The organism is Parapusillimonas granuli, from assembly GCF_013416525.1.
In the GTDB taxonomy this organism is placed as follows: domain Bacteria; phylum Pseudomonadota; class Gammaproteobacteria; order Burkholderiales; family Burkholderiaceae_B; genus Parapusillimonas; species Parapusillimonas granuli.
The window spans coordinates 1-1,367 of the sequence record NZ_JACCEM010000027.1 but is presented as its reverse complement, the minus strand read 5'-3'; the positions used below and the strand labels follow the sequence as shown (position 1 = coordinate 1,367).

The 1,367-nt window shown below is 70.3% G+C and carries 1 protein-coding gene; it reads right to left on the bottom strand.

All coding sequences use genetic code 11. The features are described 5' to 3' along the window. The coding region (rluB, locus tag H0A72_RS21890) for a 23S rRNA pseudouridine(2605) synthase RluB (RefSeq protein WP_180158626.1) at window positions 1-1,367 on the bottom strand (1,367 nt) is incomplete at both ends.

Here is a 1,367-nt window from a genome sequence, read left to right as displayed (position 1 = left end):
CTGTGGTCCGACCTGGGGATGGGCGAGGCCATCCAGGTCACGCCCATGGACAACGAAGAAGCCGAGGCCGAAGGAATCGCCCTGCGCTTGTCGGCGGCGCGGTTCGAGCGGCGGGCCGAGTGGCGGGGGTTTTTCCGGCTGTGTACCGCCCACCACCCCGCGCGCGCGCCGGGGCCGCGGCGGCGGCCCTCGGCCGCCGCAGGCCCTTCCTGGCCCGCCCGGGAAGCGCCGCCTTTCTTGCCTTTGCCCTTGCCGCCGCGCGACTCCGCTGCGCCGCCGGTGGGATGGCCGTTGGGCAGGCCGCCGCTGAACATGAGGCCGGTTCCGTATGGGTCGGACGGGTAGGTCTCGAGCGCCGAGCCGCGCACCGGCCGCCCGCCCGAGAGCTTGCCGCGCCGGCTCACCTTGGCGCCGTTCATGCCGTTGCGCTCCAGGGTTCCGAACCCGGGCGGCAATGCGCTGTCGTGCGATGCGGGCTGCCGCTCGCGGCGATTGCCGCGGCCGTCGCCGTCATCGTCGCGCAGCAGCCCGAGCTGGACCATGAGCGCCGAGACCAGCGTGCCGTCGAGCTCTTCCCAGCGCCCGCGGCGCAGGTTGCGCGGAAGCACGACTTCGCCGAAGCGGGTGCGGATGAGGCGGCTGACGGTGACGCCCGCCGCTTCGAACATGCGGCGCACTTCGCGGTTGCGCCCTTCCGTCAAGGTGACGCGGTACCAGCGGTTGCTGCCCTCGCCTCCCAGGTATTCCAGGGAACCGAACTGCGCCAGGCCGTCTTCCAGTTCTATGCCCTTCAACAGCCGCGCCTGCTGTTCTTCACCCAGTTCGCCCAGCACCCGCACGGCGTATTCGCGCTCGGCGCCATAGCGCGGATGCATCAGCCGATTGGCCAGGTCGCCGGAGGTGGTCAGGATGAGCAAGCCTTCGGTGTTGAGGTCGAGCCGCCCCACCGACAGCCACTTCCCGACGCGCATCTTGGGCAGGCGCGCGAACACCGTGGCGCGGCCCTCGGGGTCGTCGTGGCTGACGATCTCGCCGGCCGGCTTGTGATACAGGATGATGCGCGGAGGCTTCTTGGCATTGGGACGGGCCACCAGCCTTCCGTTGACGCGCACCTGGTCGTTGGCGCCGACTCTTTGCCCGATGTGCGCCGGTTCGCCGTTGACCGAGACGCGCCCCGCCACGATCAATTCTTCCATTTCGCGGCGCGAGCCCACGCCCGCGTCGGCCAGCACTTTGTGCAGCTTGGGCATGAGCGCGTCGCTGCTCAGATACTTGCCCAGACGCTGGGAGATCGGCGCGGCCGTATCCAGGTAAGCGAGCGCCTGCTCGGCCTCTTTCTCGGACTCGCCGGTATCGGCGCCCCGCTT